26 protein-coding genes are annotated in these 22,806 nt (G+C 72.0%); 12 read left to right on the top strand and 14 right to left on the bottom strand.

Going from position 1 to position 22,806, the window contains the following annotated elements; all coding sequences use genetic code 11:
- Positions 1–72 precede the first annotated feature (72 nt).
- The 4 genes from BJ999_RS00190 (at position 73) to BJ999_RS00175 (ending at position 4,099) form a co-directional block, all read left to right on the top strand.
- Complete coding sequence (locus BJ999_RS00190; protein WP_179831363.1) at positions 73–2,352, top strand: DNA polymerase III subunit gamma and tau; 2,280 nt, start codon at positions 73–75, stop codon at positions 2,350–2,352.
- Positions 2,353–2,539: 187 nt separating this feature from the next.
- Entirely contained in the window at positions 2,540–2,908 is a 369-nt protein-coding gene (locus BJ999_RS00185) for a YbaB/EbfC family nucleoid-associated protein (protein WP_179831362.1), read from the top strand.
- A gap of 41 nt (positions 2,909–2,949) precedes the next feature.
- Positions 2,950–3,549, top strand: a complete 600-nt coding sequence (recR, locus tag BJ999_RS00180) for a recombination mediator RecR (protein ID WP_179831361.1) — start codon at positions 2,950–2,952, stop codon at positions 3,547–3,549.
- Positions 3,542–4,099 (top strand): DUF5063 domain-containing protein, encoded by a 558-nt coding sequence (locus tag BJ999_RS00175; protein WP_179831360.1) that lies wholly within the window; start codon positions 3,542–3,544, stop codon positions 4,097–4,099. The genes recR and BJ999_RS00175 overlap by 8 nt, the downstream gene beginning before the upstream one ends.
- A gap of 16 nt (positions 4,100–4,115) precedes the next feature.
- Here the strand turns inward: BJ999_RS00175 and BJ999_RS00170 are convergent, their stop codons facing one another.
- Both BJ999_RS00170 and BJ999_RS00165 read right to left on the bottom strand, forming a co-directional pair.
- A complete protein-coding gene (locus tag BJ999_RS00170) occupies positions 4,116–4,418 on the bottom strand; it encodes a hypothetical protein (RefSeq protein WP_179831359.1) in 303 nt (100 codons plus the stop codon).
- A 342-nt stretch (positions 4,419–4,760) separates the two neighbouring features.
- The gene (locus BJ999_RS00165; RefSeq protein ID WP_179831358.1) at positions 4,761–5,324 is read right to left on the bottom strand and encodes a TetR/AcrR family transcriptional regulator; all 564 of its coding nucleotides are present in this window, start codon (positions 5,322–5,324) and stop codon (positions 4,761–4,763) included.
- A gap of 111 nt (positions 5,325–5,435) precedes the next feature.
- Between BJ999_RS00165 and BJ999_RS00160 the strand changes: the two genes are divergently transcribed.
- Together BJ999_RS00160 and BJ999_RS00155 are read left to right on the top strand one after the other, a co-directional pair.
- Positions 5,436–6,605 carry an FAD-dependent monooxygenase gene (locus tag BJ999_RS00160; protein ID WP_179831357.1) on the top strand — a complete coding sequence of 390 codons (1,170 nt, stop codon included), beginning with the start codon at positions 5,436–5,438 and terminating at the stop codon, positions 6,603–6,605.
- Between the two features lie 42 nt (positions 6,606–6,647).
- Entirely contained in the window at positions 6,648–7,496 is an 849-nt protein-coding gene (locus tag BJ999_RS00155; RefSeq protein ID WP_179831356.1) for an LLM class flavin-dependent oxidoreductase, read from the top strand.
- A 60-nt stretch (positions 7,497–7,556) separates the two neighbouring features.
- Here the strand turns inward: BJ999_RS00155 and BJ999_RS00150 are convergent, their stop codons facing one another.
- Positions 7,557–8,051: a winged helix-turn-helix transcriptional regulator gene (locus BJ999_RS00150; RefSeq protein ID WP_179831355.1), complete on the bottom strand. Its 495-nt coding sequence runs from the start codon at positions 8,049–8,051 to the stop codon at positions 7,557–7,559.
- A 92-nt stretch (positions 8,052–8,143) separates the two neighbouring features.
- Here BJ999_RS00150 and BJ999_RS00145 point away from each other — a divergent pair, with 92 nt between their 5' ends.
- Positions 8,144–9,586 (top strand): MFS transporter, encoded by a 1,443-nt coding sequence (locus BJ999_RS00145; RefSeq protein WP_179831354.1) that lies wholly within the window; start codon positions 8,144–8,146, stop codon positions 9,584–9,586.
- Positions 9,587–9,663: 77 nt separating this feature from the next.
- Here BJ999_RS00145 and BJ999_RS41630 read toward each other — a convergent pair whose 3' ends face one another.
- Both BJ999_RS41630 and BJ999_RS41625 read right to left on the bottom strand, forming a co-directional pair.
- Positions 9,664–9,924: a peptidoglycan-binding domain-containing protein gene (locus BJ999_RS41630; RefSeq protein WP_229810060.1), complete on the bottom strand. Its 261-nt coding sequence runs from the start codon at positions 9,922–9,924 to the stop codon at positions 9,664–9,666.
- Between the two features lie 13 nt (positions 9,925–9,937).
- The gene (locus BJ999_RS41625) at positions 9,938–11,176 is read right to left on the bottom strand and encodes a hypothetical protein (protein WP_229810059.1); all 1,239 of its coding nucleotides are present in this window, start codon (positions 11,174–11,176) and stop codon (positions 9,938–9,940) included.
- 273 nt (positions 11,177–11,449) lie between these two features.
- Here BJ999_RS41625 and BJ999_RS00135 point away from each other — a divergent pair, with 273 nt between their 5' ends.
- Entirely contained in the window at positions 11,450–12,724 is a 1,275-nt protein-coding gene (locus BJ999_RS00135) for an aspartate kinase (RefSeq protein WP_089310728.1), read from the top strand.
- A gap of 175 nt (positions 12,725–12,899) precedes the next feature.
- A complete protein-coding gene (locus BJ999_RS00130; RefSeq protein WP_179831352.1) occupies positions 12,900–13,994 on the top strand; it encodes an aspartate-semialdehyde dehydrogenase in 1,095 nt (364 codons plus the stop codon).
- Here BJ999_RS00130 and BJ999_RS00125 read toward each other — a convergent pair.
- Positions 13,984–14,403 carry a nuclear transport factor 2 family protein gene (locus tag BJ999_RS00125; protein ID WP_179831351.1) on the bottom strand — a complete coding sequence of 140 codons (420 nt, stop codon included), beginning with the start codon at positions 14,401–14,403 and terminating at the stop codon, positions 13,984–13,986. The two genes, BJ999_RS00130 and BJ999_RS00125, sit on opposite strands and share 11 nt — an antisense overlap.
- Positions 14,404–14,496: 93 nt before the next feature.
- Between BJ999_RS00125 and BJ999_RS00120 the strand changes: the two genes are divergently transcribed.
- On the top strand, positions 14,497–15,165 hold the full coding sequence (locus BJ999_RS00120; protein ID WP_179831350.1) for a TetR/AcrR family transcriptional regulator: 669 nt from the start codon (positions 14,497–14,499) through the stop codon (positions 15,163–15,165).
- Here the strand turns inward: BJ999_RS00120 and BJ999_RS00115 are convergent.
- The 4 genes from BJ999_RS00115 to BJ999_RS00100 all read right to left on the bottom strand — a co-directional run bounded on the left by BJ999_RS00115 (position 15,143) and on the right by BJ999_RS00100 (position 19,672).
- Positions 15,143–15,871: a hypothetical protein gene (locus BJ999_RS00115; protein WP_179831349.1), complete on the bottom strand. Its 729-nt coding sequence runs from the start codon at positions 15,869–15,871 to the stop codon at positions 15,143–15,145. The genes BJ999_RS00120 and BJ999_RS00115 overlap by 23 nt on opposite strands.
- A 147-nt stretch (positions 15,872–16,018) precedes the next feature.
- Positions 16,019–17,782, bottom strand: coding sequence for a S9 family peptidase (locus BJ999_RS00110; protein WP_179831348.1), 1,764 nt, complete (start codon positions 17,780–17,782; stop codon positions 16,019–16,021).
- A 158-nt stretch (positions 17,783–17,940) separates the two neighbouring features.
- Positions 17,941–19,185, bottom strand: a complete 1,245-nt coding sequence (locus BJ999_RS00105; RefSeq protein ID WP_179831347.1) for an SUKH-4 family immunity protein — start codon at positions 19,183–19,185, stop codon at positions 17,941–17,943.
- 106 nt (positions 19,186–19,291) lie between these two features.
- A complete protein-coding gene (locus BJ999_RS00100; protein WP_179831346.1) occupies positions 19,292–19,672 on the bottom strand; it encodes a tautomerase family protein in 381 nt (126 codons plus the stop codon).
- A 63-nt stretch (positions 19,673–19,735) separates the two neighbouring features.
- Here BJ999_RS00100 and BJ999_RS00095 point away from each other — a divergent pair, with 63 nt between their 5' ends.
- Positions 19,736–20,224 (top strand): MarR family winged helix-turn-helix transcriptional regulator, encoded by a 489-nt coding sequence (locus tag BJ999_RS00095; RefSeq protein WP_179831345.1) that lies wholly within the window; start codon positions 19,736–19,738, stop codon positions 20,222–20,224.
- A 20-nt stretch (positions 20,225–20,244) separates the two neighbouring features.
- On the opposite strand, the gene BJ999_RS00090 is transcribed toward BJ999_RS00095, so the two are convergent.
- Positions 20,245–21,120, bottom strand: a complete 876-nt coding sequence (locus BJ999_RS00090; RefSeq protein ID WP_179831344.1) for a serine hydrolase — start codon at positions 21,118–21,120, stop codon at positions 20,245–20,247.
- Between the two features lie 68 nt (positions 21,121–21,188).
- On the bottom strand, positions 21,189–21,962 hold the full coding sequence (locus BJ999_RS00085) for a MerR family transcriptional regulator (RefSeq protein WP_229810058.1): 774 nt from the start codon (positions 21,960–21,962) through the stop codon (positions 21,189–21,191).
- A gap of 127 nt (positions 21,963–22,089) precedes the next feature.
- On the opposite strand from BJ999_RS00085, the gene BJ999_RS00080 reads away from it, so the two are divergent.
- Positions 22,090–22,320 (top strand): hypothetical protein, encoded by a 231-nt coding sequence (locus BJ999_RS00080; protein WP_179831342.1) that lies wholly within the window; start codon positions 22,090–22,092, stop codon positions 22,318–22,320.
- 11 nt (positions 22,321–22,331) lie between these two features.
- On the opposite strand, the gene BJ999_RS00075 is transcribed toward BJ999_RS00080, so the two are convergent.
- Both BJ999_RS00075 and BJ999_RS00070 read right to left on the bottom strand, forming a co-directional pair.
- Positions 22,332–22,475 carry a hypothetical protein gene (locus BJ999_RS00075; RefSeq protein WP_179831341.1) on the bottom strand — a complete coding sequence of 48 codons (144 nt, stop codon included), beginning with the start codon at positions 22,473–22,475 and terminating at the stop codon, positions 22,332–22,334.
- Positions 22,476–22,488: 13 nt separating this feature from the next.
- A complete protein-coding gene (locus BJ999_RS00070; protein WP_218934873.1) occupies positions 22,489–22,761 on the bottom strand; it encodes a hypothetical protein in 273 nt (90 codons plus the stop codon).
- Between the last annotated feature and the right edge of the window lie 45 nt (positions 22,762–22,806).

The raw sequence follows: 22,806 nt of genomic DNA, 5'->3' as shown, positions 1-22,806 counted from the left end.
CGGTCCGCGACGACCGGTCCACGGCGACACGGCGCTTCTGACGCTCTGCTTCTCGAGGGAGGGCGGACCCCGATGAGTCTGGCTCTGTACCGCAAGTACCGGCCAGCGACGTTCGCCGAGTTGAAGGGGCAGGAACACGTCGCCGAGCCCCTCCAGCAGGCGCTGCGCAACGGCCGGATCAACCACGCGTACCTGTTCAGCGGTCCGCGCGGCTGCGGCAAGACCTCCAGCGCCCGGATCCTCGCCCGCTCGCTGAACTGCGAGGAGGGGCCGACCCCCGACCCGTGCGGCAAGTGCGACTCGTGCGTCGCGCTCGGACCGTCCGGGTCTGGGCACATCGACGTGATCGAGATCGACGCCGCGTCCCACGGTGGTGTGGACGATGCCCGCGACCTGCGGGAGCGGGCCTTCTTCGCCCCGGTCGCGGCGCGCTTCAAGGTGTACATCATCGACGAGGCGCACATGGTCACCCGCGAGGGCTTCAACGCGCTGCTGAAGCTCGTCGAGGAGCCGCCGCCGCACCTGAAGTTCGTGTTCGCGACGACCGAGCCGGAGAAGGTCATCGGGACGATCCGGTCCCGGACCCACCACTACCCGTTCCGGCTGATCCCGCCGGGCGTCCTCCAGGACCTCGTCGAGGAGATCCTGAAGAGCGAGGACGTCCCGTACGAGACGTCCGCGCTGCCGTTGGCCGTCCGGGCCGGGGCCGGTTCCGCGCGCGACACGCTCTCGATCCTGGACCAGCTCCTCGCGGGGTCGGACGAGAAGGGCATCACGTACGCGCGGGCCGTGTCGCTGCTCGGCTACACCGACTCCGCGCTGCTGGACGAGGTCGTCGCCGCCTTCGCCTCCCGGAACGGCGCCGCGGTGTTCGCCGCCATCGACCGCGTGATCGAGAGCGGCCAGGACCCGCGCCGCTTCACCGCCGACCTGCTGGAACGCCTCCGCGACCTGGTGATCCTGTCGAACGTCCCGGAGGCCGGGGCCTCGGGGCTGCTGAACTTCCCGCCCGACGAGCTGGAGCAGATGCGGCGCCAGGCGTCCTCGATGGGGCCCGGAGAGCTGACGCGCGCCGCCGACCTGCTGCACACCGGGCTCACCGAGATGCGGGGCGCCACGTCCCCGCGGCTGCTGCTGGAACTGATCTGCGCCCGGATCCTGCTGCCGGCGGCGTACGAGGACGAAGCGTCCATGTTCGCCCGCCTCGACCGTCTGGAACGCCAGGCCGGCCAGGGCGGTTTCGGCGGTGGCCAGGCCGGATTCGGGGGCGGCCAGGGCGGTGACCCTCTGGCGCAGGCCTTCGCGGCTCCGGCCCCTGGCCAGGGTGGTCCGGGCCAGGGCGGCGCAGGTCAGGGAGCTCCCGCTCAAGGATCTTCGGGGCAGGCCGGCGCGGCGCCCGGAACGTCCGGGCAGGGCGGTGCGACGCAAGGGACGTCCGGGCAGCCGACGCAGGAGGCGTCGGAGCAGCCAGGGGCGCCGGCGTCCCGTGACGGGGGTTCTCAAACGCCCGGAACCCAGTCCCCTCCCTCCCGGGGGGCCGACCCCACTTCCAGTGTCAACCCCACCCCCCGTACGGCGCCCGCGGAGTCCGGTTCTGTGGATAACCGCGCTGCCGCCCCGGCCACCGCCCCCCAGCCCACGGCCGCCCGCCCCACGGCCGCGCCGGCCAACGCGCGCCCCGCCCCCAGCGCGTCACCCGCGCCCTCCAGCGCGCCGCCGGCACCCGCCGCGTCCGGCGGAGGAGGCGGAGGGGCCGACTTCTCCACCATCCAGCGGCTCTGGCCGGACGTCGTCGAGGCCGTCAAGCAGAAGAGCCGCGCCACCTGGATGGTCATCATGTCCGGGGTGCAGCCGATCTCCCTCGACGGCAAGGTCCTCACCCTCGGCTTCGACGCGGAGGGACGCCGCCTCGGCTTCGTCAACGGTGGCCGCGACGCCGTCCTGCGCGAGGTCTTCAAGGAGCGGATGGGCGTCGACTGGCGGATAGAGACCGTCGTCGGCGGAGCGTCCGGCGGGTCTCCCCCAGGGGGAAGGCCGGGCCCTAGCGCGGGGTTCGGTGGGGCGGCCACACCGAACCCGGCACCGCAGCCGCGGCCGCCCTTCCAGCCGTCCGCGCAGTCGTCCGCACAGCCGTCCGCGCCGAGGGCCGACCGGTCCCCGGAGCCGCCTCCGCCGCCGCCGGACGAGCCCCCGCCGCCGCCCGAACCCTCTCCCGTGGACGAGAGCGAGGAGGTCGACCCGGAGGGCGACGCCGACGCCGACGGCACCGAGGCCGAGATGGGCGGGATGGCCCTCATCCAGCGCGAACTCGGCGGTCAGATCATCCGCGAGATCGACAACTCGGCTCTCTGACCCGGCGGCAGGGGGCCTCGGCGGGGGTCCGGTAGGGCGCCGAATCCCGGATGTGCTTCCGAAATGGCGCGCTGGGGGCCTCGCGTACCGAAACGGCCTGGGAACCCGTAGTCTCGTGGGACGGACGTCCGGTGGCTGGCGGAGCGCCAGAGAGAAGGCCCTCGGGGGCCGGAAGAGGGAGTGCACCGTGGAACCCGGTGGTCAGCTGAACATGCAGGAACTCCTCCAGCAGGCGCAGGCCATGCAGGAGCAGCTCTTCAACGCCCAGCGCGAGCTCGCGGAGACCGAGGTGACGGGGACCGCCGGCGGCGGGCTCGTGACCGCGACGGTCAACGGGCAGGGCGAGGTCACGGGGCTGTCGATCGACCCGAAGGCGATCGACGTCGACGACCCGGCCGACACGGCGGAGACGGTCGCCGACCTGGTGCTGGCCGCGATCCGCGACGCCGCCCGCGAGGCGCAGGAGCTCCAGCAGGAGAAGATGGGCCCGCTCGCCCAGGGGCTCGGCGGCGGCGGGGGCATCCCCGGCGGTTTCCCCGGCCTCGGCGGCGCCTGAACCCGGACGCGGGCAGAAGACGACAGTAAAGGAGGGGTCCGTTGTACGAAGGGGTGGTTCAGAACCTCATCGACGAGCTGGGCAGGCTGCCCGGCGTCGGCCCCAAGAGCGCGCAGCGGATCGCCTTCCACCTCCTCGCCGCCGATCCGGCCGACGTCGAGCGCCTCGGCAAGGCGCTCAAAGAGGTCAAGGACAAGGTCCGCTTCTGCAAAACCTGCGGGAATGTCGCAGAAGAAGAGGAATGCCGGATCTGCCGCGACGCGCGCCGCGACCCCCACATCATCTGCGTGGTGGAGGAGTCCAAGGACGTCGTCGCGATCGAGAAGACCCGCGAGTTCCGCGGCCACTACCACGTGCTCGGCGGCGCGATCAGCCCGATCGAGGGCGTCGGGCCGGACGACCTGCGCATCCGCGAGCTGATGCAGCGCCTCGCGGACGGGACAGTGACCGAGCTGATCCTCGCCACCGACCCCAACCTGGAGGGCGAGGCGACCGCGACGTACCTCGCCCGGCTGGTCAAGCCCATGGACATCACCGTCACCCGACTGGCCAGCGGCCTTCCGGTGGGTGGCGACCTCGAGTACGCCGACGAGGTCACACTGGGCCGCGCATTCGAAGGACGGAGGCTGCTCGATGTCTGACACCAACAGCCCGCAGGACTGGAACGCCCTCGCCGAACGCGTGGCGTGCCACGTCGACAACTACCTGAACGGCCTGGAGGCGGTCGCCCGCGGCGACGGCGGGACGCACACCGTCCCGCTCCTCCTGCTGGAGGTGTCGCAGGTCATCCTGGCGGGGGCGCAGCTCGGCGCCAGCGCCGACGTGATCCTTCCGGACAACTGGGAGCCCGAGGTGGGCGACGACCCCGACCTCGACTCGATCCGGCAGGGCCTGGCCGAGCGCCTCCAGGCCATGGACGAGTACGTCGAGGTCTTCGATCCCTACAAGGACACCGAGCCGACCTCCTACCGCCTGTCGGACGACCTTGTGGACGTCGCCAGCGACCTCGTCCACGGGCTCCGCCACTACAACAAGGACCGCCCCCTGGAAGCCCTCTGGTGGTGGCAGTACTCGTACTTCAACCACTGGGGCAACCACGCCGGCGCCGCTCTGCGGGCCCTGCACGCCTTCGTCGCCAACGCCCGCCTGAGCGTCGCCACGGAAGTGGCCACAGAAGCCGCCCCCGCCTGACCCGGCCGTGCCCCGCCTAGCCGGACGTGGCGGGGCCGGTGCGTGCGCCGAGTGCCCACGCGATCAGCTCGGCCGCCTTCTCGACGTCCGAGCCGATCTGGCCGCTTCCCCCGGAGTGCCACGCGAACTGTTCGAGGTCGTCGTCCCAGGCGACCCGGGCCTCCTGACCCCGGTAGGAGATGTGCAGTAAGCCCCCGCCGCCGTCCGGCCGCGCCGTCGCCACCTGCGGAGCCCTCCGCCGCAGCGCCGCGTAGAGGGACGGCAGCGGTCCCCGGCGAACCCTCGGCAACTCGTCGAACCCGCCCATCAGCTCTCCCATCAACTCCCTCACCGCCCGCGCCCGCCCCGGGCCGAGCCGTGCCATGGCACGACACGGCGAACCCGGTGGACGAGATGACCACCGCACCCCGTCGACGCCTGCCTTTACCTAGACGCTTGACCCCGCGTCCGGGAGGTCCGCGGAAATGATCTGTACGGTGACCGAAGAGGCGTCATACCACTTACGACGCAGCAACCCTCGTGTCACCAGCGCCGCAGCGAATCCCAGCACCACCACCGGCATTGGCGGGTTTCGCCCTGGCCTCCGCTCTCGGCCCACCGAGCAGGCGGTGCGCGTCCGGCGCGGGAGCGCCGACGCGCCGGGTGCCCCGCGAAAGCGGGTTCAGGGGGTTCGGGGGGCGTGGAGGGGGATCCTGGCGGCTTGGGCGGCCAAGGCGGCGATCTCGCGTACGTCCATGGAGGCCAGGGGCTCGATGCCCAGCAGGTAGCGGCCGTAGGCGATGCCGAGGGTCTGGCTCAGCAGCAGGGCGGCGCGCTCGCGGACGGCGGGGTCGTCCGGCAGGACCTTCTCCAGGGCGGGGACGATCTCCCTGTCGAAGATGGCCTGGACGCGGGCCGCGGCGTCGGGATGGGTGGGGGCCGTCCGCAGCAGGACGGCCTCGGCGGTGTTCTCGCCTGCCTCCCAGCGGGCCAGGAAGGCCTCGACGTAGGCGGCCGCCGCGTCGTCGGCGTCGCCGAGGTCGGGGACGGCGAGGTCGATGGCCGAGGCGGCGGCGTAGAGCTCGGCCTTGCTGCCGAAGTACCGGATGACCATGGACGGGTCGATGGCGGCGTCCGCCGCGATCGCCCGGATCGTCGCGCGCTCGTAGCCGTCCTCGGCGAACCGGCGCCGGGCCGCGTCCAGGATCGCCGTCCGGGTCGCCGCGGAACGCTCGGTGAAAGCCATGCCCGCCAACCTATGCCATCAAGCGTTGGCAAACACGGTGGCAACGGTCTAGAGTCCATCACAAGTTGGCCAACAGGTGTTGGCAAACGGTCATTGGCGACAGGAGTGATCATGAAGGCTGTTCCGGAGTCCACCGGCGTGCTCGTGGTCGGCGCGGGGCCCGTCGGGCTGTCCCTCGCCGCCTCGCTGCGGCAGAAGGGGGTGGACGCCGTCCTGCTGGACCGGGCGGCGGAGGGTGCGAACACCTCCCGGGCGGCCGTGGTCCATGCCCGCACGCTGGAGGCCCTGCGCGAGATCGACGTGACCGGCGAGCTGGTCGAGCGCGGGATCATCGTGCCGCGCTTCACCGTCCGTGAGCGGGACCGCGTGCTGCTCACCGTCGAGTTCGGCGACCTGCCGACCGACTTCCCCTACACGCTGCTCGTCCCGCAGAACGTCACCGAGGAGATCCTGCTCGGACGGCTGCACGCGGCGGGCGGCCTCGTGCACCGGCCGTTCGAGGTGACGGACCTGGCGCAGGACGAGGACGGGGTGACGGCGACCCTGGCCGATGGCGAGCGGATCCGCGCGGCCTACGCGGTCGGGACGGACGGGATGCACAGCACGGTCCGCGAGCATGCCGGGATCGCGTTCGAGGGCGACGCCTACCCGCAGTCGTTCATCCTCGCCGACGTGCACCTGGACTGGGCCGGCGGCAGCGAGGAGGTCATGCTGTTCTTCTCCTCGGAGGGGGTCACGGTCGTCGCGCCGCTGCCCGGCGGGCGGCACCGCATCGTCGCGACCGTCGACGAGGCGCCCCAGGACCCGACCGCCGCCGACGTCCAGGCGCTTCTGGACGCGCGCGGTCCCAGGCGCCACCCCGCGCTGATCAAGGACGTCGTGTGGAGCTCCCGCTTCCGCGTCCACCACAGGCTGGCGGCGCGCTACCGGGCGGGCCGCGTCTTCCTGGCCGGTGACTCCGCGCACGTCCACAGCCCGGCGGGCGGGCAGGGCATGAACACCGGCATCCAGGACGCCCTCGGCCTGGCGGGAAAGCTCGCCGCCGTGATCAACGACGGCGCCCCCGACTCCGTGCTGGACGAGTACGAGGCCGAACGCCGTCCCATAGCCGAGCAGGTCGTCTCGTTCACCGACAAGATGACCAACGTCGCGACCATGGGCAGCCCGGTGCTGCGCGGGGTGCGCAACACGCTGCTGCGCACTCTCGACTGGATCCCCGCCGTCCACCGCACGATGGCGATGAACCTCTCCGAGCTGTCCACCGACCCCACCCGCCGCTAAAGCGATTTGCCGCGGGCGCGGGGGACGGCGCAGCATGCGGGGATGCGGTACTCGATCAATATTCCGAACTTCGGGGACTTCGCCGATCCGCGGACCGTGGCGCGGGTCGCGGAGGCGGCGGAGCGGGCCGGGTGGGACGGGCTGTTCGTGTGGGACCACGTCGTCCACGTGAAGAGCGATCGCAGGTCCTTCGGGGATCCGTGGATGCTGCTGACGGCGGCGGCGCTGGCGACCAGCCGGATCAGGCTCGGCACGCTGGTCACGCCGGTTCCGCGGCGGCGCCCCGAGCAGTTGGCCCGCCAGGTCGCCACGCTGGACGTCCTCAGCGGCGGACGGGTGGTCTTCGCGGCGGGCCTCGGCGGTCCCGTCGCCGACGAGTACGGGGCCTTCGGGGAGCCCACCGACCCCGTCCTCCTCGCCGAGCGGCTGGACGAGGGGCTCGGCCTGCTCGAACGCTACTGGTCCGGCGAACCGGTCACCCATCACGGGCGGCACTACCGGGTCGAGGACGTGGCGCTGCTGCCCGCGACGGCGCAGCGGCCGCGGCCGCCGGTGTGGATCGCCGGGTTCTGGCCGAACCGGCGGCCGATGCGGCGGGCCGCCCGCTGGGACGGCGCCGTCCCGCTGTTCGGCCCCGGCTCGCACGGCCGTGCGCCCGCCGTCGAGGACGTCCGCGACCTGGTCGCCTACGTCCGGCGGCACCGGGAGGGCGACGGGCCGTTCGAGATCGTCGTGGGCGGCGCCAGCCCGGCCGACGCCCGCGACATGGTCGGCCCGCTGGCCGACGCCGGCGCGACCTGGTGGGACGAGCGCCGGATCATCGGCACCGAGGAGAACGAGCGCCTCGAACCCGTCCTGCGCCGCATCGAGCAGGGCCCGCCGGCGCTCTAGCGCCACAGCCCCGGCCGAGCAGGTTTCCCGTGAAACCGGCGGGGTGATCCTCGCGTGCGATCAGCGGCGGTAGGCGAGGACGTCGCGGGCCACGGCGTCGCGTTCGGCGGCCTCCTGCTCGGCCGCCCGCCGTTCGGCTTCGACGCGGGCGTCGTAGGCGGTCCGGGCGGCGGCGATCGCGCTCTGGTGCTCCTCCGTCCAGACCACGAGCGACCGGATCGTCTCGTGGAGGGTCGCGCCCATCGGCGTGAGCGCGTAGTCGACGCGCGGGGGGACGGTCGGGTGGACGGTGCGGCTGACGAGCCCGTCCCGTTCGAGGTGCCGGAGCGTCCGCGCGAGCATCCGCTGGCTGATGCCGTCGATCCGGCGGCGGAGTTCGGTGAAGCGCAGGGACCGCTGGTCGAGCAGAGCGATGACGAGCAGGGACCACTTGTCCGCGACGCGGTCGAGGATCTGCCGCACCTCGCAGTCGTTGCGGGTGTCCCACTGAAGAACGTCCTCGTCGGCGGCGGTGACTCCGCAGTAACCAGGGGACGCGAAAGTTCCGTCTTCCATGCTTACCGATGGTGTCGGACGATGCTGCCGGTAACAAGAGGGAACCGGCATCCATCAGGGGAACCGGTGCCTCGGAGGAGAGGAGCCGGGTCATGTCCACATCCGCGTCCCGTTTGGACGGCCGCGCCTGGGCGTCCCTGCTGGTCCTGTGCGGTGCGGTCTTCCTGGAGGGGATCGACATGGCGATGCTCAACCTCGCGCTGCCGTCGATCCGGGCGGACCTGGGGTTGTCGACCGGCATGCTGAGCGGCGTCATCAGCGCCTACGTGCTCGGCTACGGCGGGTTCATGCTGCTCGGCGGGCGCGCCGCGGACCTGCTGGGCCGGCGGCGGGTCTTCCTGTTCTGGCTGGCGGTCTTCCTGGTGTTCTCCGGTCTCGGCGGCCTCGCCACCGAGGGCTGGATGCTGCTGGTCGCGCGGTTCGTCACCGGGGTCGCGTCGGCGTTCATGGCCCCGGCGGGACTCGCGCTGGTGACCGCCGCGTTCCCGGCCGGGCCCGCTCGCACCCGGGCGCTCGGCGTCTACGCGGGGACGGCCGCGGGCGGCTTCTCGCTCGGCCTCGTCGCCGGCGGCCTGCTGACGTCGCTCGGCTGGCGCTGGGTCTTCTTCGCGCCGGTCATCCTGTCGGCGCTGCTGCTGGCGGCGGCCGTCCCGCTGGTCGCCGACCCGCAGGCCGCCGGGCCGAGGAGGGGGACGCGCGACTTCGACCTGCCGGGCGCGTTCGCGGTCGCCGGAGCCATGCTGCTCCTCACCTACGGGGTCGTCCGGCTGGAGCACCCCGGCGAGGGCGCCGCGCTCACCGCCGGCGTCCTCGGCGGAGGGCTGCTTCTCCTCGCCGTGTTCACCCTGATCGAGCGCCGGTCGGCGAGCCCGCTCGTCCGCCTCGGCATCCTGCGGTCGGCCGCCCTCGTCCGGACCGATCTGAGCGCGCTGCTGTTCATCGGCGCGTTCGCGGGCTTCCAGTTCCTGATGACCCTGTACCTGCAGGAACTCCGAGGCTGGACGACCTGGCAGACCGGACTGGGCATGCTCGTCGTCGGCCTCGACACCGTGCTCGCGCCGACCCTGACCCCACGCCTGGTGAACCGCTTCGGCAATCTGCGCGTCCTGCTGGGCGGCCTCGTCCTCGCGGCCGTCGCCTACGGGCTGTTCCTGCCGGTCGGGCTGGACTGGGCCTACACCGCCATGTTCCCGATCATCGCGCTGCTCAGCCTGGCGTTCGCCCTGGCCTACGGCCCGTTGACGATGGCCGCCACGGACGGCGTCGACGAGGGCGAGTACGGTCTGGCGGGCGGCCTGCTCTACACGGCGATCCAGTTCGGCGCGGCCCTCGGGCTTTCCGCCGTGACGGCCGTCCAGGTCGCGGCGCTCGGCGGCGACGACTCCCAGGAAGCCCGCCTTGAGGCTCTCCGCACGGCTCTGGCCGTCCCCTTCGCCGCGGCGGCCGGCGCCGCCCTGATCACCGCGTTCGGCCTCCGTGCCCGTGCCGCGAAACCCACCGAACCGGCACAGGACCCCATCAAGACCGCCGTCTAGGAGCGGACGGGAAGAGTCGGCACGGCGACGGGCGTGCCATGGCCGGGCACGCCCGTTCGACGGCAGCGCGAAGAGCGCTACGTGATCGGCGCCTTCCAGGTCGCCTCCCAGGTCCGCGGTCCGACGATGCCGTCGACGTTCAGCCCCTTCTCCTTCTGGAAGGCCACGCAGACCTCCTCGGAGTGGGGGCCGTAGATGCCGTCGACCACGAGGCTCGTCCAGCCGCGCTTGAGCATCTTGTCCTGCCATGTGCGGACGTCATCGCCCCTCAGCAGGGCGAGGAACCGACCCGGCCAGGGCGGGGCCTGGACTGTTTCCTGCACGCTTTGATCGGTCATGCCGATCGCCTCCTCATGGATGGATGGAGTGTTCGCCTGTCCGCGTTCCGGGCTGCCGATCGCCGTCGCTGCTCGGCACCGGTACCGATACCGGCACCGACGTCGTCGGCGTCGCCTGCGGGACAACGCTCTCCCGTGGCGTCCTGGCATCGGCGGTCCCATGAACGCCTTCCAGCACCTGGCGGCCCTGCTTGTCCACGAGGTTGGTGAACAGTTCCTGCGAATAGCCGAGCAGGACCGCCCAGGCGATGATCTGGCCTGAAGAGTCGAGGGCGCTCAACCCCGGAACGAACTCCCCGCGCAGGAGCAGGATCCCGAGGACGGCCACGAGCGCCCCGGTGGGAAGTTTCAGGAGGGCCAGCGCCACGGGGATGCCGAAGGAGACCGAGGATCCCCGGACCTTCCGCAGAGCGGAGGCCGCCGCTATACAGGCCGCGGTGACCCCGGCGATCTCGACGATGGCGTAGTCCCCGGGAGAGGCCACCGAGCCGGGGGAGGGCAGAGGCGACGAGCTCGCGGTCCTGCTGGGGCAGGCGATCTCGTTACCGGGCGTGAAGCACAGCGGCACGGCCGACTTCCAGATGGCACCGGCCACAGCGATGCCGCATGCCAGGCAGAACAGGCCGAATGCCGTGAGCCAGACGAGGCGCGCGAAGTTCACGGCGCGCAGCCTCTCTTTCAGTGAGGCCTCTCGTGCGGCGTCGACCGCGTCCAGCACGGCCGACAACTCCGGGACCGACGGCGTGGAAGGGCCGGCGCCGCGCGTCACCGTCCACCAGTGGTGCCGGCCTGCCGCTTCGTGGGCGGCATCGTTCGCCGCACATGCCTGCTGCAACTCCGACGCGGCCTTTTCGGCGGCGATCCGGCGGGTGTCGTCGTGGGGGAGATGCTGCTTGATGATGGCGAAGAGGTCCGGCAGGTGAGGAGCGAGTTCCTCGGGCGGAAGTGTCCGCAACCACATGGTGCGAGCGGAATTGACGTGCATCTGCGCCGCCGCCACGTGTGACGCGGTCCGGCCCCGCGGATGCTTGCCGACATCGATGACCCGGCACGCATCGTCCAAGGCCAGCGAGGCATGGGAGACGAGTTGCGCGTGCTCGGCGGAGCGCGGCGGCACGTCCTTGGAGGCCAGTTGGGCGTTCAGTTCCCGGACGTTGGCGTGCACTCCCTCGCACAGGACCCAGGAGGTCCGCTCACGGTTCCATTCGGATATCCGCGACGCGAACGGAATCTGCGATAGCCAGCGCCACATGGGCACCCCTCAATACGGCATTCGCCGGTGCATCACCCTCGACTCCAGATTATTCGCGTGCATCGGCCATTAAGAATCCATGGCGCGTACATTCTGGGCCACGGTCGTCCATACCGCCCGGCCCGTCACGCGATCACTCCGGGGCGTGCCCGCCCGGCGGCCGCGTCCGGCGGCCCCGGGGGCAGGAGAGTTACCTGGTCGTGATCCATGGGGTCCCCCTCTGTAGACTCGACGACCAGAAACGCCCGACCCCGATCCGAGGAGCGCCCACTCGTGGCTCTTGTCGTGCAGAAGTACGGTGGCTCCTCCGTCGCCGACGCCGAAGGCGTCAAGCGGGTCGCCCAGCGCATCGTCGCAACGAAGAAGGCGGGGAACGACGTGGTCGTCGTGGTCTCCGCCATGGGCGACACGACGGATGACCTCATCGACATGGCCAAGCAGGTCAGCCCCCTGCCGCCCGCCCGTGAGCTGGACATGCTGCTCACCGCCGGCGAGCGGATCTCGATGGCGCTGCTGGCCATGGCCATCGCGAACCTGGGCCACGAGGCCCGCTCGTTCACCGGCTCCCAGGCCGGCGTGATCACTGACGGCTCGCACGGCAAAGCCAAGATCATCGACGTGACGCCGGGACGGATCCGGACCGCGCTCGACGGCGGCTCGATCTGCATCGTGGCCGGGTTCCAGGGCGTGTCGCAGGGGACCAAGGACATCACGACGCTCGGCCGCGGCGGGTCCGACACCACGGCCGTCGCGTTGGCGGCGGCCCTGGACGCCGACGCCTGTGAGATCTACTCCGACGTCGACGGCGTCTTCACCGCCGACCCGCGCATCGTGCCCGCCGCCCGCAAGATCCCGAAGATCTCCTACGAGGAGATGCTGGAGATGGCGGCCAGCGGGGCGAAGATCCTGCATCTGCGCTGCGTGGAGTACGCGCGCCGCTACAACATCCCGATCCACGTGCGGTCCTCGTTCAGCCAGAAGGTGGGCACGTGGGTCGTCGACAGCAGCGAGATCGAAGGACAGGACATGGAGCAGGCGATCATCTCCGGCGTCGCGCACGACCGGAGCGAGGCCAAGATCACCGTGGTGGGAGTGCCCGACAAGGTCGGTGAGGCCGCCACGATCTTCACGGTGCTGTCCGAGGCCGAGATCAACATCGACATGATCGTGCAGAACGTGTCGGCGGCGTCCACGGGGCGGACCGACATCTCGTTCACGCTGCCGTCCACCGACGGGCAGAGCGCCCTCACCGCGCTGAACAAGCTGAAGGAGAAGATCGGCTTCGAGTCGCTGCGCTACGACGACCGCATCGGCAAGGTGTCGCTGATCGGCGCCGGGATGCGCTCGCACCCGGGCGTCACCGCCTCGCTGTTCGGCGCGATCGCCGAGGCCGGGGTGAACATCGAGATGATCTCCACCTCGGAGATCCGGATCTCGGTCGTCGTCGCCCAGGACGACATCGACACCGCGGTCGCCGCGGCGCACCACGCGTTCGACCTGGACGCCGAGCAGGTCGAGGCCGTCGTCTACGGGGGCACCGGCCGCTGACCGCACGCCCCAGCGGGCCGCACGGATTCCGTGCGGCCCGCTTTGTCGTGTTCGTCCTGTGGCACACGACGCTGACGCCGGCCGCCGGGCGTGGCAGGGTCGCTGAGGGAACCGGCCGCACGCGGCGGGAGTTGGACGTGCGGACACGACTCGACGGCGAGAGGGTGGCGCGACCATGGCCCCGAATGCCCGGCCGGCCGGCACGAGGACCAGGGCGACGGGCGGGCCGACGCTCGCCGTCGTCGGAGCCACGGGGGCCGTCGGGACCGTGATGATCGACCTGCTGTCCACCCGCCGCGACGTGTACGGGGAGATCCGGCTGGTCGCCTCGCCCCGTTCGGCGGGACGGACGCTGCCGCTGCGCGGCGCGGACGTCGAGGTGGCGCCGCTGACGCCCGAGGTGTTCGACGGCGTCGACATCGCGATCTTCGGCGTGCCGGACGCGGTGGCCGCGCGGTGGGTGCCGGTCGCGACGGACCGCGGCGCCGTGGCGGTCGACAACTCCGGGGCGTTCCGGATGGCGCCGGACGTGCCGCTCGTCGTCCCGGAGGTGAACCCGGAGCGGGTGCGCCGGCGTCCGCGCGGGATCGTCGCGAGCCCCAGCTCCACCACGCTGTCGATGATCATGGTGATCGGGGCGCTGCACCGCCGGTACGGGCTGCGCGAGCTCGTCGTGTCGTCCTACCAGGCCGCGTCGGGCGTCGGGCTGGAGGGCGTCGACACCCTGTACGAGCAGATGGAGAAGGTCGGCGGCGACCGGGCGCTCGGCAACCGCGCGGGCGACCTGCGCTGCGCGGTGGGCGAGTTCGGGCCGTTCCCGGCGCCGCTCGCGATGAACGTGGTGCCGTGGGCGGGCGAGGTCCGCGACGGCGGCTGGAGCTCGGAGGAGCTCAAGATCCGGGAGGAGTCGAGGAAGGTGCTCGGCCTGCGCGACCTGCGGGTGACGGCGACCTGTGTCCGCGTCCCGGTGGTGACGGCGCACTCGCTGTCGGTCCACGCGGTGTTCGAGGACCGGGTCGACCAGCGGGAGGCGCAGGCCGTCCTCGCCGGGTCGCCCGGCGTCGTCCTCTGCGACAACCCGGAGACGCAGGAGTTCCCCACGCCCGCGGACGTCGTCGGCACCGATCCCGCCTGGGTGGGGCGGGTGCGGCGCTCGCTGGACGACCCGCGGGCGCTCGACCTCTTCCTGTGCGGCGACAACCTCCGCAACGGCGCAGCGCTCAACACCGCCCAGATCGCCGAGCTGGTCGCCGCCGAACTCACTCCCTGAGAGCCGCGAGGATGGCGGCGGTGTCCAGGTAGAACGGGCGGAACTCGCTGACCAGGTCGTCCCGCACCGTGATCCACTGCAGGACGGACGTGTCCACCTCCCGCCCGGTCGCGCGGGCCCGGAACACGCAGTCGTTGCGGACCGTGACCGTCTCGCCGTCCACCGCGTAGTGCTGCTCGCGGAACGTCAGATCCGACCACAGCCCGCTCATCACGGCCATGAACCGCTCCATGCCGTCGTGGCCGCGCCACGTCCCGCCGTAGGGGAGGCTGGGCGCCTGGTACATCACGACGTCCGGGGTGAGATGAGCGGCCATCACTGAGAAGTCCCCCTTCCCGGGGCCGCCGGCGGCCAGGTAGTCCGCCTCCGCGGCGTAGAAGCGTTCGAGCGTTTTCAGGGCGTTGGTCATGCTCGGTCAACACCGCTCACCGGCGCCGGGTTGCACCGCGCGGCGGATGTTGGCATGAGCGGGAGGTCGTACTCGGGCTTTAGGGTGGCATGCGTGACCGAGACGAAGGCCGTGAAGTCCGAGCAGACGCGCGCCCTGATCGTCGAGACGGCGCTGCGCCTGTTCCGGGAGCGCGGATACGAGCAGACGACGATGCGGGCGATCGCCAAGGAGGCGGGTGTCTCGGTCGGCAACGCCTACTACTACTTCGGGTCCAAGGAAGAGCTGATCCAGGCCTACTACGACGAGCTGCAGGACGAGCACGTCGCCGCCTGCCGGGCCGTCCTGGACGCCGAGCGCGAGTTCGCGCCCCGGCTGCTGGGCGTCCTGAAGGCCCGGGTCGACACGATGGTCCCGTACCACGAGTTCGCCGGGAAGTTCTTCAAGTTCGCCGCCGAGCCGACCAGCCCGCTCAACCCGTTCAGCGCCGAGTCCGGACCCGCCCGCGACTCGGCGGTGGCGATCTACCGCGAGGTCGTCGAGGGCTCCGACCTGAAGATCGACAAGGAGTTCCGGGCGGAGCTGCCCGAGCTGCTGTGGATCTACTCGATGGGCATCGTGCTGTACTGGGTGCACGACAGCTCGCCCGGCTGCCGCAAGACCTACCTGCTCGTCGAGCGGACGGTCCCGCTGGTCAACCGCATGGTCGCGATGTCGCGCATCCCCGGGTTCAAGTCGGTGACCCGCGAGCTGGTGGGCATCATCCGCGAGGTCCGCGCCTGATCGTGATGTCCCAGTGGTCCTTCTCGCGGGCGAACACGACGCCCTCGGGGGACCGGTGGAGCCGCGCGCCGTCCCCCCGCACGCCCGTGAACGGGTAGCGCCGCACCGCCTCGTCGACGCAGATCCCGGTCGCGATGTCGACCTTGTAGCCGTTCGCGTGGCTGTGGACGCCGCCCGCGTGGCCGTGCTCGGTGCCGCCGGTGACGGTGACCTCGCAGCCGCTCGACTCCGCGAACTCGATCAGGCTCCTGATCGTCCCCCACCGGATGCCCTCGAAGGACGTGCAGGTCGGCACCGTCCGGTCGGAGCAGCCGCCGGTGGAGCGCCAGCCGATGCCGCTCGCCCGCAGCGCGTACTCGGCGAACTGCTGGTCCAGGCGCTGCGAGTTCGGCAGGTCCGGCAGGACGTCCCGCGGTGGGACGGTCCGTTTGCGAGCGGCCTGCAACCCGACCTCCGGACGGGACGCGGGCGCCGGGCTGAGCAGGCGCCTGGCCGGGGACGGCGGTCCGGCGTCGGGTGAAGGCCGCGACACGAGTGAAGGGTGCGTCGCGGCGGACGCGCGGGGCGGGATGAGCGCGAGCATGGTGCCGGCGATGGCGAGGGCGGTCGCCCCTGCGGCCAGGCGGAACGCCGGGCGGTGAGCCAGGCCGGGCGCCCGGCGGCGCCCGGACGGCATGACGCAGTGGATGCTGCACGGCCGTGGCATGTGCGATCCCCCCGATCGGTGATGTCCGGGGGGCGAGAGCCGGTCCTCGCTGGACCGGTGGTGCGTTCGGCCGATCGGAGGGATGCCCGAAGGGGCGATCTTGTAAACCCGGGACGGGCGAGGCGGCCCGCCCGTCCCGGGGAAAGATCACGACATGCCGAGATGTTTCCGGGCGAAGCCGATCTCGGCGGCCATCTGGGTGATGCGCTCCTCGACGACGAGGGAGCCGTGGCCCGCGTCGTACCGGTACACCTCGTGCGGGTGCCCCAGTTCGGCGAGCCGCGCGAGGTAGTTGTCGATCTGGCGGATGGGGCAGCGCGGGTCGTTCTCCCCCGCCAGGACCAGCACCGGCGCCTTGACCTGCGCGACGTAGGTGATGGGGGACGACTCGCGGTACCGCTCCGGGACCTCCTCCGGCGAACCGCCGAACAGGGACCGGTCGAACGCCTGCAGCCCCTCCATCTCGTCCTCGAACGCGGCGACGTAGTCGGCCACCGGAACGGCCGCGACCGCGACGCTCCAGTCGTCCGGCTGGGTGCCGATGCCGAGCAGGGTGAGGAACCCGCCCCATGATCCGCCGGTCAGGACGAGGCGCGCGGGATCCGCGAGACCCGACTCGACCGCCCAGTCGCGGACGGCCTTGACGTCCTCCAGTTCGGTGATGCCGACGCGTCCCTCGATGGCGTCGCGCCATTCGGAGCCGTAGCCGGTCGAGCCCCGGTAGTTCACGCGGACGACCGCGAACCCGTGGTCGACCCACGCGGCGACAGTGGGGGCGAACGAGTCGTCGTCCTGCGCGGTCGGCCCGCCGTGGATGTCGAAGACGGTCGGGAAAGGGCGGTCGCCTTCCGGCTTGCTGACCAGCGCGTGGATGCGGCCGGCCAGGCCGTCCACCCACACGTCCTCGACCGGGACGGACGGCGGCGCCGTGGACCCGGGCGGGGTGAGCACGACCGCGCCGGACGTCGAGCGGATCACCGGCGGCTCGGCGGCGGACGACCAGGAGAACTCGACCGTCCCGTCCGGCCGGACGTCGGCCCCGCCGAGCACCCCGCGCGGCGTGTCGATCCTGGTCAGGTCCCCGTCGGTCAGGTCGTAGCGGTAGAGCTCGTCGCGCGCCTCGTGCGAGTGGGAGATCAGCAGCGCCGCCCCGTCCGGGTACCAGCTCGCACCGATCTCGCCGGGCAGGTCGAGCACGATCTCCTGCTCGGTGCCCGCGACCGGGTCCCAGATGAGCATCTCGTCCCGGCCGCGTCGCTCGTGGTTGACCAGCAGCCGCGAATCGCCGTCGACCGGAGCGAAACCGGCGCCGTAGACGCCCTTGCCCGGTCCGTCCCAGAGGTCGGCGATCGGGGAGCCGTCCTGCCGCACGACCCGCAGCGCCATGTGGCGGCTGTCGCCGTGCTCGCTGTGCCCGATCGCGATCAGGGACTCGTCCCGTGAAACGCCGGCGACGTGGGCGTCCTCCGCGTGGTGGTAGAGCACCTCCGGCGCGGCGCCCGCCCGGCACAGGTGGACGGTGTTGCCCTCCTCGGTCGTCCGCCCGATCACGGCGAGGCCGCTGCGGCCGAGGGCCAGCCCCGCCGGATACGACGGCTCCAGCTCCGGAACGGCCGGTGCGCTCTCGGTCTCCCCGAACGGGACGCGCTTCCACACGCCGAACTCGTCGCCGTCCGTGTCGGCGAACCACCACACCCATGCGCCGGACGGGTCGACGGTGCCGTACCACGTCCCGTTGGGGCGGTCGGTCACCTGGCGCTGCTCACCCGTCTCGCGGTCCCACGTGTAGACCTCCCACGTCCCGCTCACGTTGGAGCGGTAGATGCTGCGGCTCGGGGCGTCACGCGCCCATCGAGGCAGGCTGATCCGCGCGGCCCGGAAACGCGCCTTCCAGCGCTCGTCGTCGACCATCCCCCCAGTATCGCCGAGCCCTGGGCCGCGGGCAGCCGGTCACGGGGGTCGGCCGTATCTTGAAAACTCGGCCCCGGAGCCGCCTACCGGCTGCTCGGTGGCCGAGCACCTGGCGCGAACGCTGCCGCCACCCCTGCGACGCCGTCCCGGCCGGTCCCTCAGGTTCGGCGGTCGGCGGGAGCGAGGATGAAGGTCGTTCCCTCGTCTTCGGGGGTCTTCACCGCGAGCTGCGTCTCCGCGAGGGCTGCGGCGATCTCCTCGCGGTCGCCCGCCCAGCCGAGGTACAGCTCGTCGACCAGGTCGCCCCTGGTGTCGAAGGCGTCGTCATGGCTCTGGGTGTTCCAGAAGACGGCCTTGAGCGACTCCGCGTCCTGGGCCTGCTCGGCGACGCGTTGCCAGCATCCCGACGTGGTGGGCCAGAGGGCGGGCTCGGCGACGTAGCCGTTCGCGGCCAGGCGTTCGAACGCCCGCACGATCCGGCACAGATCGGAGGTCTCCCCGGGGACCAGGCAGGTCACCGTGCCCTCGCCCGGCCCCTGGGTGTCCTCGACCGCTGCCATGAGCCGTTCCATCGCGGCGTCGTAGTCGTCCTCGTCCTGCGGTTCCTCCTCAGGGACGCGGACCACGAGCCCCTCCCGGGCGAAGACCGCCTGGATCTCCGACGGAAGGCCGCCGCGCCAGCGGACGTCGACGTCCCGGAGTTGAACGCCGTCGCCCGAGAACGCGTCCGAGAAGTCTTCCGGCAGGGCCAGCAGTCCGTACTCGTCGGTCGCGGACGCGAACTCCTTGGCCGTGACTTGCCGCCACCCCTTCTCCTCCAGCCGGTCGAGGGCCCGGTCGAGGGACTCGCTGTGCGACTCGGCGGGCGAATGCGCCCGCTCCCGCCTGGCCGCCTCCCGCCGGAGACGGGCGACCGCCATCGCCCACCAGCTGTGCGGATGGCCGAACGCCTCGGGATCGAGCTCCGCCAGGCCCGCGGCGATCTCCGCTAGGCGGGCCTTGTCGTCCGCGGGCCGCTCCGCCCAGGGCGAGTACACGTACGCGCCCAGCCGGGAGACGAACTCGGCGAAGGACCGCAGCGTGGTGTTCACCATCTCGAACTGGGGCTCCTCGTCGCCCTCTCCCGGGGAGAAGAGCACGACGACGCCCTCGTTCACGTCGAGGAAGTACAGCATGTCGCCGTCGGGCCCGGTTCCGCCCAGGATCAGAGCCCGGTTGTCCTCGTTCAGCGGGAGGACGGCGAACAGCCCGAGCGGCCCGTCGGGGATGTCCGTGCAGAAGTACCCGCCCGCGTCTCTGGGCAGCCCGGTCCCGGTGAGAAGCATGAGGTCGTCCTCGGACAACCCGAGTTCGCTCCCCGTCGCGACGTCCAGGGTGACGACGCCCTCCTCGCCTGCGGCCACGGCGTTCCCTCCAGAGAGATGAGTTCCGGCTAGGAAGGGACCGTAGTGACCCGCTCGCGCCGTGTCTCCGGATCGCCGACATTGACGATCATGCCGCCTCCGCCGGTCAGGGGGCGGGGGCGCCCGCCACGAAGGTGCGTTCCTGGGGGGACGCCACCAGTTCCACCGTGGTGCCGGGGCGGAGGTCCTCGCCGAGGACATCGGTGATCGCGTCGGTGAGGGCGGCGGCCAGGGCCGCGGTGATCTCGGCGGCGTCGGGGCGGTCGAAGGCGGCGGCGCGGACGCCCATGAGCAGCGAGATGGTCGTGTCGACGGCCTTGCCGCCCTGCGCGAAGCGGCCGGCGGGGACGCCGGACAGGCGGATGCTCGCCAGGTCGCGGGCCCACTCGCCGTAGACGCCGACGATCGCCTCGGTCAGCGCGGTGATGAGCTCGGACTCGTTGCCCGCCAGCTTGTCTTCTGGCAGGTGGACGGTCAGATGCGGCACAGTGGTCCCCGTTCTCTTTGGCCTCAAAGGCTTTGACCTCAAAGATACTTGTGGAGGGTGCCGATGTCCACCGAATCGGGCGGTCCGGCCGTCGACGAGGCCGTCCGCACCCTGCTGCTGCTCATGCCGCGGCTCGTCGGCCGCGCCAAGCGCCTGCCCATTCCCCCGGCCCTCCAGGGGCTTGACCTGGCGCCGCGCCATCTCGCGCTGCTGGCCCATCTGGAGTACGACGGCCCGGCCGGCGTCAACGAGCTCGCCGGCCGGCTGGAGGTCGCCCCGACGACCGTCAGCCTCATGGTGAGCGACCTGTCGCGGCCGGGCGTCCTGGAGCGCACCGCCGATCCCGCCGACCGCCGCCGCCGCATCGTCGCCATCGCGCCGGCCTTCGCAGCGCCGATCGCCGAATGGCTCTCCGGCAGTGCCTCGGCCTGGGAGCGCGTCATGCGCGACCTCGCCCCCACCGAACGCGCCACGGTCGTCAACGCCCTGCGTGCTTACGAGGCCGCCCTGGAGCAAGGCCCCGCCGAGCGTCCGGACATGGGGCCGCAGTAGCGGCTCCTGTGCGGCACCGATCAGGCGTTGCGGGCGTCCTGCGATCGGCCGGGCGGCGTCGGGCGCTTCGTCCTGGCCAGGCTGTGGTGGACGGTGCGGGCCACGCGTTCGATGGTGGCGATTCCGTAGCCCATGGACGGGGTGTCCTGCGTGAGCACCACGATCATGTAGTCCTCGCCGTGCCCGTCGAAACCGCCGATGCTGTGGACGCGCCAGTGCCGTCCCGGGCGCGGCAGCCAGCCGTTCTTCACGTGCCAGGTGACGTCGGCGGGACGTCCCGCGGGGGTCCCCCACCGCTGCGCCGGGACGACCTCGTGCATCAGCCCCAACGCGTACGCGCGGGCCTTGGCGGGCAGGAGCCCGCTCGGCGAGGTGAGCTGTTCCAGCAGCTCGACCTCGTCGTGCGCGGTGATCCGGGTCAGCCCCCAGTGGCCGCCGGGATCCAGTTCGGTCTGCGTCATCCCGGCCCGGTCGAGGAAGTTCGCGATGCGGGCGCGTCCCAACGAACGCCACAGGGCGGACGTCGCGCGGTTGTCCGAGCGGGTGATCATCCTGCGGGCCCGGATCCGCTCGGTCGCCGTCAGCGGGCGGTCCTCGTCGGCCGCCCGGCGCAGCAGCGCGCCGAGGACCGTGACCTTGACGACGCTCGCCGAGTCGTAGTGCCGCCCGGCCGCGACCGCGCAGCGGATGCCGCGCCGGCGGTCGTAGACCGCGACGGACTCGGTTCCGGCGCGACCGCGCAGCGCGTGCCTGATCCGCGCGCCGAGCCGGTCGGCGGCCTTCGGGTGCCGGGACGACGAGCAGGGGCCGTCCGGGGCCGCGGCCCGGGCGGGCGCGGCGGCCGGCAGCAGCGCGGCCGCGAGCGCGAGCGCGAGCGCGGCGATGGATCGTGCCATCCGGCCACGCTAATGATCATGAAAGCCGGGGCGGGGCGTCTGACGGCCGTGCTTCGGTAAAGGACGGCTCAGGGAGTGGCCAGGCGGCCGAGCAGCTCGTCGATCGCGGCGCGGACCTGCCGGTCCATGGCCCGCGCGAAGCCGGCCTCGACCGTGACCTGGGCCCCCGGCCGCAGCCGGGCGATGGTCTCGGTGAGGGCCCCGAGGTCCCGGTCGTCGACGGCCTCGTCCAGGTGCCCGACGACGTGCGTCGTGATCAGCCGGACGAACATCGCGGCGAGGTCGTCCATGCTGCGCTGGAGCTCCTGGCCGGCCGCGAGCACGGCGTCCAGCGGCACCCCGACCCGGACCAGCGTCACCGTCGCGTCGAGCTGGCGGCGGCTCCAGTGGGTGACGCGGTCGCCGTCCACCTCGATGTGGCCGAGCTCGACGGCCCGCTCGACGGCCTCCGGGCCGACCTCGCCGGGGAACAGCGCGGCCAGCTCCTCCAGTGTCATCGTCACCGGGACCTCGTTCGACCACGGGGTCGTGACCGCCTTCTCGACGCCGAGGACGGTGCCGATGTCGCGGCCCTGCTCCCACGCGGCCAGCAGCTCGCGGATGCCCTCCAGGGTGTGCCCGCGGTCCAGCAGGTTCCCGATCATGCGGAGGCGAGCCAGGTGGTCCTCGGAGTACAGGCCGATGCGTCCCTCGCGGCGGGGCGGCGGCAGCAGCTTGCGCTCCTGGTAGTACCGCAGAGTCCGCACCGGGACCCCGGCGGCCGTGGCGAGTTCGCCGATGCGGTACTCGCGGGCGTCGGCGCCGGGACGGCCGCCCTGTTCCTCCGTCGGCTCTTCGCTCACGGCGGCCAGCATAGTTCGCGGCCGGTCCAGGCCACGTCCCGTATCGCGCGACGACGGAACGCCGGCGCGGTCGCGCACGTCAGATCCCCCGTCGTTGTCGACACCCCTGCCGGAGAGAAGGCAAAAGATGGTGAAATCCCGTTCCGCGGCCCTTGCGCTCGTCGGTCTGGTCGCCGCGTTCGGGCTGACCGCCTGCGGTCAGGACCGGTGGTGCGAGCATGACGCGACCGACACGAAGGTGAGCGATCGCTTCTGCAAGAACAACACCCCCGGGTACGAGTGGGAGTCGGACGGCGGAGGCCACAAGAAGAAGTCCTCCAAGCACAAGACGACCAAGAAGACCAAGTCGCGCCACTGACCACCCGCGGGTCAGGTGACGCGCCGGACGGTCCTGGTCCTGCGCTGCCGGCGCCGGGGCGGCTCGTCGGCGGCGTGGGACGCCTCGGCGGCGAGCAACTCGGCGAGCGAGCGGGGGAGGATGTCCTCGCGGCGGTCGGCGAACGGTGAGCGCATGATCCCTCCCGGGTCAGGCGGCGGTGGTCAGGTCGGGGTAGATCGCGTGCACGGTGCTGAGCGCCCAGCGCATCCGGGCCAGGTAGGTCTCCGGGTGGTCGCCGGCCTCCTGGGCGACGGCGGCGACCCACGCGGCGCTGTCTCCCCCGCAGGCCCCGAGCCGGGCGTTGATCGCGGTGCGGACCTGCTCGGCGGAGGGACGGTCGGACTCCTGCAGCGGGGAGGTGAACAGGATCTCGGCGAGGTCGGAAGCGTTCATCGTGGTGAAGCTCGGCGTGGTCGACATCGGACTGCCTTCTTCCTGCGGGAGACTTCCTCGTCACCCTTCTGC

This window comes from Actinomadura citrea (assembly GCF_013409045.1).
Taxonomy (GTDB): domain Bacteria; phylum Actinomycetota; class Actinomycetes; order Streptosporangiales; family Streptosporangiaceae; genus Spirillospora; species Spirillospora citrea.
The sequence above is the reverse complement of the archived record's forward strand: the minus strand, read 5'-3'. Positions and strand labels throughout refer to the sequence as shown.